At 39.4% G+C, this 8,576-nt stretch carries 7 protein-coding genes; all 7 read right to left on the bottom strand.

The window, feature by feature from the left end:
* Positions 1–413 precede the first annotated feature (413 nt).
* Positions 414–1,877 carry a lysine--tRNA ligase gene (gene lysS / locus RV04_RS08765; protein WP_143139499.1) on the bottom strand — a complete coding sequence of 488 codons (1,464 nt, stop codon included), beginning with the start codon at positions 1,875–1,877 and terminating at the stop codon, positions 414–416.
* Positions 1,878–2,001: 124 nt separating this feature from the next.
* Positions 2,002–3,006, bottom strand: a complete 1,005-nt coding sequence (gene dusB / locus RV04_RS08760) for a tRNA dihydrouridine synthase DusB (RefSeq protein WP_071858078.1) — start codon at positions 3,004–3,006, stop codon at positions 2,002–2,004.
* Between the two features lie 2 nt (positions 3,007–3,008).
* Complete coding sequence (gene hslO / locus RV04_RS08755; protein WP_071858077.1) at positions 3,009–3,893, bottom strand: Hsp33 family molecular chaperone HslO; 885 nt, start codon at positions 3,891–3,893, stop codon at positions 3,009–3,011.
* A gap of 145 nt (positions 3,894–4,038) precedes the next feature.
* Entirely contained in the window at positions 4,039–4,341 is a 303-nt protein-coding gene (locus tag RV04_RS08750) for a bacteriocin immunity family protein (RefSeq protein WP_071858076.1), read from the bottom strand.
* Between the two features lie 108 nt (positions 4,342–4,449).
* Entirely contained in the window at positions 4,450–6,510 is a 2,061-nt protein-coding gene (ftsH, locus tag RV04_RS08745; RefSeq protein WP_071858075.1) for an ATP-dependent zinc metalloprotease FtsH, read from the bottom strand.
* A gap of 102 nt (positions 6,511–6,612) precedes the next feature.
* Positions 6,613–7,158, bottom strand: coding sequence for a hypoxanthine phosphoribosyltransferase (gene hpt, locus RV04_RS08740; protein WP_071858074.1), 546 nt, complete (start codon positions 7,156–7,158; stop codon positions 6,613–6,615).
* A gap of 13 nt (positions 7,159–7,171) precedes the next feature.
* Positions 7,172–8,509, bottom strand: coding sequence for a tRNA lysidine(34) synthetase TilS (gene tilS / locus RV04_RS08735; protein WP_071858073.1), 1,338 nt, complete (start codon positions 8,507–8,509; stop codon positions 7,172–7,174).
* Between the last annotated feature and the right edge of the window lie 67 nt (positions 8,510–8,576).

The raw sequence follows: 8,576 nt of genomic DNA, 5'->3' as shown, positions 1-8,576 counted from the left end.
AAAGTTAATGTCAACAACTTTTTAAAACTTTTTTTGAAGAAGTTTTTCAAGTTAGTTGTTACTGCTTGATGCGACTTTGTTAGAATAACTTAAAATCCGTTGTATGTCAACAACTTTTTTTAAGTTTTTTTAAACGAGACTCGCTCGCCTTGGAACATTACATAATATACCAACATAATCGCATTGGGTCAATAAAAATTATGGTTTTTTTTGAAGTTTTTTTCATTACTGATTATTCTTATTCGCATTTTATTAGAACGTTCGTAAATAACATGTAAATTATTTGAAAATTACCTTTTCAAAATTTCAAGCAGACTTTTTTACGTTTTTTGTTTTACATCATTTTCTAATAATACATTTGAATAAAATAAAAAAATAGACGTCCAGCAAAGCTGAACATCTATTTTTTATCATTATCTCATTGTTGGGAACAACAAAACATCGCGAATTGACTGTACATCTGTCAATAACATTACTAATCGATCGATCCCGATTCCTAGACCACCGGTTGGCGGCATGCCATATTCTAAAGCTTCTAAGAAATCTTCGTCTACGCCATGAGCTTCATCATTACCTTGCTCACGTTCTTTTTCTTGTGCTTCAAAACGTTCACGTTGATCAATTGGGTCATTCAATTCAGTAAAGGCATTCGCAAACTCGCGGCCTACGATAAATAATTCGAAACGATCAGTAAATCGTCCATCTTCAGCATTTTTCTTTGCTAGAGGAGAGACTTCTACCGGGTGTCCAAAAACAAATGTTGGTTGTTCTAATGTTTCTTCAACGAATGTTTCGAAAAATTCATTGATGATATGACCAACTTCCATATTGTCATTAATTTCAACCTTATGTTCTTTCGCTAATGAGCGAGCTTCTTCCACAGACATTTCTTTCCAGAAATCAACACCTGTTTGTTCTTTGATTGCATCGACCATATGGATTCGTTTGAAATCAGAACCTAAATCGATCATTTGGCCATCGTAAGATAAGGTGGTTTCACCTAATACGTTTTGAGCAACATCACGGATGATTCCTTCAGTTAAGTTCATTACGTCTAAGTAATCCTGATACGCTGTATAAACTTCCATCATAGTAAATTCTGGATTGTGGGTAGTATCGATCCCTTCGTTACGGAAGACACGACCAATTTCGTATACTTTTTCCATTCCCCCAACGATTAGACGTTTTAAATGCAACTCAAGCGCGATACGTAAATATAAATCCATATCTAATGCATTATGGTGTGTGATAAATGGACGTGCAGAGGCTCCACCGGCTTCATTGTGTAAGACCGGCGTTTCTACTTCAATATAGCCTAATCCATCTAAATAGCGACGAATTTGACTGATGATTTGGCTCCGTTTAGTAAACCGGTCAAAGCTTTCACGGTTACTGATCAAGTCTAAGTAACGTTGACGATAACGTTGTTCTACATTTGTTAAACCATGATATTTTTCAGGTAACGGACGTAAGGCTTTGGATAATAACGTGATTTCTTTTGCTTTGATTGACACTTCGCCCGTATCCGTCTTCATGATTTCACCTGTTACACCAAAGAAGTCACCTAAGTCGCCTTTTTTAAAGATGGCATATGGTTCTTCCCCAACCTCATCTTTGCGGACATAGATTTGGATTTGGCCTTCACGGTCTTGTAAGTGGGCAAAACCTACTTTACCTTTTCCACGTTTTGTCATCACTCGTCCAGCAACGCTAGCAGTTAATTGTTTTTCATGAAGTTCTTCTTTTGTATCTGCATCATATGTTTCATGCAATTCTTTTGAATTTGCAGTTCGTTCAAATCGAGCGCCAAATGGGTCGATACCTTCTGTACGAAGATTTTCCATTTTTTCGCGGCGAACACGCATTTGATCGTTCATTTCTGTTAAATTTGTTTGTTCTTCAGTCACGAATGTTCCTCCTCGGTATGTAATTACTCTTACTTATAATGCCAATGAATTCACAAAAAATCAAGCCGAATTCCTCATTCGGCTTGTAGATTAGCTAATTTTTTTCGCGGGCTTCCGTCTTTTCAACCAATTGATCAAGCAAATCTAAGACCACTTGTTTTTCCTCTGTTTGATTGATGGCTACCTTTGTTTTAGCAGAACGAGGGATTCCTTTTAAATAGTAGCTCGCATGTTGTCGAAATTCACGACAAGCAACTTTCTCTCCTTTTAAATCAATCAAACGTTCAAAATGAAGTTTTGCAGTCGCAATTTTTTCGCGGGCGCTCGGTTCCGGAATCAATTCGCCTGTCTCTAAATAGTGTTGTGTCTGATGGATCATCCATGGATTTCCAAGCGCTGCTCGACCGATCATGACTGCATCAGTACCCACTTCTTCGATCATTCGTTTCGCATCTTCCGGGGTCCGTACATCCCCATTACCCATAAAAGGGATTGTTAACTTGCCAGCTACTTGTTTTAAGATATCCCAATTGGCTTGACCTTCATACATTTGCACACGTGTCCGACCATGCATCCCAATAGCAGAAGCTCCAGCACTTTCAGCCGCCAAAGCATTTTCGACTGCAAAGACATGTTGTTCGTCCCAACCTGTACGCATTTTGACCGTCACAGGAATATCTACCGCTGAAGAAACAGCATGAACCATTTCATAGACCTTATCAGGGTCTAACAACCATTTAGCACCAGCTTCAGCCTTGATGACTTTATTGACTGGACAGCCCATATTGATATCGATGATAGCTGCTTTGGTATTTTCTTGAACAAATTCAGCTGCTTCGACTAGCGAATCTTTATTCCCACCAAAAATTTGGACACTTAGTGGATGTTCACTTTCATCGATATAAAGCATCTCTAGTGTTTTTTTGTTTCTAAAATGAATCCCTTGATCGCTGATCATTTCGCAAACGACTAATCCTGCACCAAATTCTTTTACCGTCACACGAAATGCGGCATTTGAAATACCCGCCATCGGTGCCACGACCACTCGATTAGGTATTTCAATATTTCCGATTTTCCAAGTACCATTTAAAGGTTTCACTATTATTCCCCCAAAATTTCTTGTTTCAATTCCGCTAGATCCGCTTCACTATATTGGTATTTATTGTTGCAAAAAGCACAGACCGCTTCAGCTCCATGATCTTGATCGATTAGTTCTTGGATTTGATCTGCTCCTAACGTAATAATGGCTGAGGCAAATTTTTCTTTGGAACAATCACACTTGAATTGTACCGGCATCGTTTCTAAAAAATCGACATCATCGGTCGCTAATAAGCTTTTCAAAATTGTTTCTGGTGTTTGACCTTCATCTAATAAAGTAGAAATACGCGTCGTTTCTTTCAATCGTAATTCAATTTGGTCAATGATTTCGTCGCTCGCGCCCGGCATGATTTGGATCATAAAGCCACCCGCTGTTTTGATCGTATCATCGGTGTCTACCAAAACTGAAACGCCAACTGCGGACGGAATTTGTTCTGAGACTGCTAAGTAATAGGTGAAGTCTTCCCCTAATTCTCCTGAAACGATCGGCGTTTGACCAGAAAAAGGCTCTTTTAAACCTAAGTCTTTGATGACCGTAAACATCCCTGACGTACCGACTGCCCCGCGGACATCGATTTTCCCTACTTCATTTAATGGCAAACTGATGTGTGGATTTTTGATATAACCTTTGACATCACCCTTACCATTACTATCAACCACGATCGCACCTGCAGGACCATCGCCTTCAACTTTGACAGTCATTTTATCTTCGCCTTTTAATGTCGCACCTAACATCAGCGCCCCAATCATCGTTCGACCTAAAGCCGCGGATGCCGTATTCCAAGTATCATGTCGGCGTTGTGCTTCTGAAATCGTTTCTGTCGCATCTACTGCGTATGCTCGTACAAAGCCTTCATAAGCTAATGCTTTAACTAAATAATCACTCATTTGTTTACTCCTCATTTATTCAAACTTTTTTACTCGTGATTGCATCATACTAGGTGTTTCGTTTTTTTTCAACTTCTCTGTATGAGCATGGGAAAAGTTTAAGTTTCAAATTTTAAATAAAAAACAGGCGATAGTCACCTGTTAGTTAAAACCAGATTGGTAATAATAATGCGGTCATAGCGGTAGCATCATATTTTACAGCTTCAACCTTTAACTGAGTATGCAAATCAGCTAATACCTCAGGGAAGTCATGGGTATGGGAGAGGGCATAGAGCGCTAACCCTTTACAAATTCTAGTTGCTACTAAACCACAGTCTTCAGATTTTTCCAATATCTTTGCATTACTTAATAGAAGCTCTTGGATTTCTGGTATATGTTTTACTGTTTCAGTCCCATAGGCTTGGCTGATTTGATCCATCATCAAACGTGCTTTTTCACTCCGTTTCATTTTATACAACTCCTTTGACCACATTTTACTCTCCTAGTTTTAAACAACCAACTGATAGCTACTACAAAATAAAAAGCGGTCTATCCGAAGATAGCCGCTTGTTTATTATTACTTATCTGTTGTATCGTCTGGTTCAATCTTATCGTCTGATTGCTTGTGTTCAACCGTCTTATCTTCCGCTTGTTTCTCCGCATCTTTTTCTTCCAAAGCACGTTTAGCTTCTTCAAATGTTTGAGCTTGAGATTTTTCACTTGGATAAGCGCTGTTGGCGCCCCCAGGCATTTCACCAGTTTCGAACAATGATTTGATTGCTTTAGCATCTAATGTTTCAAACTCTAGAAGTTTTTCAGCAATCAATTTATGTTGTTCACGATGTGTTTCAATAATTTCATGGGCTTTTTGATGAGCTTCCATCAAGATCTTACGAACTTCTTGGTCGATCTCAAAAGCCACTTGTTCAGAATAAGCTTTTGTTTGTCCATAATCACGGCCTACAAAGACTTGATGATTGCCTTCGTATTGAACCGGACCAAGCTTATCACTCATCCCGTATTCAGTGACCATACTACGCGCCAAAGCAGTTGCTTGTTCAAAGTCATTTGAAGCCCCTGTTGTTTGAACGTTAAAGACGATTTCTTCCGCCGTACGTCCACCAAGTAATCCAACGATTTGTTCAAACATGTCATCTTTAGACATTAACATTTGATCTTCTTTTGGTAAAGCGATCATGTATCCGCCAGCACGTCCGCGAGGGATAATCGTTACTTTATGAACAACCCGTGCACGATTCAAGACCATACCGATAATTGTGTGACCCGCTTCATGGTAAGCAACGGTTTCACGTTCAGTTTTACTAATTACACGGTCTTTCTTAGCAGGACCTGCAATCACGCGATCTTCCGCTTCATCCACGTCTGAAGCATCAATTTTTTTCTTGTTACGACGAGCAGCAACTAGAGCTGCTTCATTCAAGACGTTCTCCAAATCTGCACCTGCAAAACCTGGTGTTTGTTGGGCAACGACTTTCAAATCAACGTCATCTGCTAAAGGCTTATTACGCGCATGTACACGTAAGATTGCTTCACGACCTTTAACGTCTGGACGACCGACTAAGATTTGACGGTCAAAACGTCCTGGACGTAATAACGCTGGGTCTAATACGTCTGAACGGTTTGTAGCAGCGACGACGATGACGCCTTCGTTCCCATCAAACCCATCCATTTCAACTAACAATTGGTTCAAGGTTTGTTCACGTTCATCGTGACCGCCGCCCATACCAGCACCACGTTGACGACCAACCGCATCGATTTCATCGATAAAGATAATCGCAGGAGCATTTTTCTTCGCTGTTTCAAATAGGTCACGGACACGGGATGCTCCGACACCAACGAACATTTCTACGAAATCTGAACCTGAGATCGAATAAAATGGCACTCCTGCTTCACCGGCAACAGCTTTCGCAAGCAACGTTTTACCCGTTCCGGGAGGTCCTTCTAAAAGAACACCTGCAGGTATACGAGCACCTAGTTCGACGAAACGGCGTGGATCTTTTAAGAATTCCACGACTTCGACTAGCTCTTGTTTTTCTTCTTCAGCTCCGGCTACGTCAGAGAAACGTACACGATTGGCTTTTTTGTCTGCTTCTTTGGCTTTTGATTTTCCAAAGTTCATCACACGGCCATTGCCGCCACCACCGCCGCCTTGCTGACCAATAATCATATAGAAGAAGAAAATCATGATCAAAATCGGCAAGAAGCTTACTAATAAAGTAACCCACATACCGCTGCTTGATTCTTCATCAATCTCTGTTTTAACACTATTTTCTTTTGCTAAATCAGTAACTTGGCTCAACGTCGTATCATTTGGTAAAACGATCGTTGAAAAATGTGTTGTTTTTGTATCAGTTGAACCGATGATACTTAAACCACCAGAGTTAGCAACTTCTTGTTTTTCTTTGTACTCACCAGTAATTTTGTAAACACCACTGGCTGGTTGGATCTTCACGTTTTTAATTTTGCCTTCTTGCATCTGTTCAGTAAAAGTTGAATACTCGATATCTGGCGATGCTGATTTGTTATCTCCAAATAGGAAATAAACAACCATAACCATCGCTAAGATGACGAGAATATAATAGAGAGCATTTTTTACTCCCTTATTGTTTTTATTCATCTACGTCCTCCTCACGCTTATTAGCTTGTTAGCTGTTTAGCTTGTTAAAAGTTTTATCAATCCTGACCTTTTAAGTATATCACACTGAGTTTTTTTCGGTCACTAATTTGACTGATAAATTTTTGGCTTCAATACGCCTACGTAAGGCAAATTACGATACGCTTCTGCGTAATCCAGGCCATAACCAACTACGAATTCATTTGGTACATCAAATCCAATATAATCAGCTTGGATATCAACCACGCGGCCTTCTGGTTTATCCAACAATGTGACGATTTTCACTGATTTTGCTTTACGATATTTGAATAAATCAACCAAGTAGCCCAACGTTCGACCACTGTCAATGATATCCTCTACGATTAATAAGTCGCGGCCTTCTACGTTGGTATCTAAATCTTTAATGATTTTCACTTCACCTGAAGAGACCATTTGGTTACCGTAACTTGAGACATCCATAAAATCTAATTCTAAATGGGTATCGATTTCGCGGATGATGTCTGCCATAAAAGGAATCGCTCCTTTTAAAATACCAACCACCAGGGGATTTTTATCCATATAATCTGTAGTTAGCTGCGCACCTAATTCAACGCAACGGCTTTGAATATCTTCTCTAGTGATCAAGATTTTTTCAATATCTTTTTCTAGCATATAGAAACTCCTTTCAGTTCGCTTTTTTAAGCGTATAGTCAAGTATGTAGTGTATTCTATCAGTTTCAGTAGCAATACTCAAATAGGAATTAACAAATGATAAGATTGCTAATACCTCTCCTGTCGCATCTTCAACGATCCATGCGGCATCTCGTTCTGCCGTTGGAATTTTTTTATCAATAAAATAACGATTGACACGTTTTGTTAGATTCTTTGTCAAACGAATGCGATCCCCGGGCTTTCGATGGCGGATCATTAGTGGAAATTTCACAGTCAGCGGTAATGGTACTTGGTCTACCCCACAAGCATCGCCTGAAAGTTTTTTTTCTACTCGTATCACACAGCCATCTGAAAGGATCGTCTCGTCATTTTCATAGATCAGTCGCTCTTCCTGACTATCGATGGCGCGCTTTCTTTCAATAAAATAGTGATTATACCGACGGACAAATTGCCAGGAATTACCTAGATCAATGCACCATTGGCTACTTGGTTTTTCTAATTGCTCTAACACTGCAAATAACTGTCGCTGTGAGACTACTAATTCTTGTTTTTCAGCGATCTGTTGGAACAAAGCCGCTAAAAAATAATAACGTGCCCCAGTATCTACGGGAAATGCCTCTTGAGTAAATGACCACTGCGCACCATCAGTTACAACTTTTCTTAAATTTTCTTTTAGTGCTTGTTGAATCAATTGATCCGCCCAAGTCAATTGTTGATGAAATTGATTGGCATGTTCTAGAAGTTGGGCATTTTCTTTTTTTAGTTCCGGGACAATCTTCAAGCGGATTCGGTTACGAAAATAATCTGATGATTCATTTGTTACATCTTCAAAATACGTCAATTGTTGCTTTTTTGCGTAATCATAGATCTGTTCTTTCGAAAATGATAATAATGGACGCACTAACTCCCCAGTAGCAAAAGGTTGAAATTTGGAGATTCCTGCATGTCCCGCAAGTGAACCACCGCGCACTAAACGCATCAAAAGCGTTTCCAATTGATCGTCCCCATGATGCGCTGTCAGCAAAAGATCATAACCTTCTTTTACCATGACCGTTGCAAAAAAATCATAGCGCAACTTCCGAGCTTCCGCCTCCATATTTTTTTTCAACGGTGTTTGCCATACTTTTAAATAGAAAGGAATCCCACGTTCCTCACAGTATTGCTTTAAAAAATTAGCTTCTGCTTTTGATTCTTCCCGTAATTGATGATCAACATGTGCGACACCAATCGAGCTTTCTAGTTTTTCTAATAAATGTAGCAAAACCATTGAATCCACACCGGTCGAAACAGCTAATAATATTTTTTTGTTTGTACTTAATTCAGGATTTTGATAAAAAAAAGCCTGTTCCATTTCTGACTCCTTACGTTTCACCTAGTTTTCTAGCTAAAAAAAGCTGAAATCTTATAGGATTCCAGCT

Origin of the sequence: Enterococcus hermanniensis, from assembly GCF_001885945.1 — a bacterium.
Taxonomy (GTDB): Bacteria; Bacillota; Bacilli; order Lactobacillales; family Enterococcaceae; genus Enterococcus_A; species Enterococcus_A hermanniensis.
This window is presented reverse-complemented; position numbering and strand designations above follow the sequence as displayed.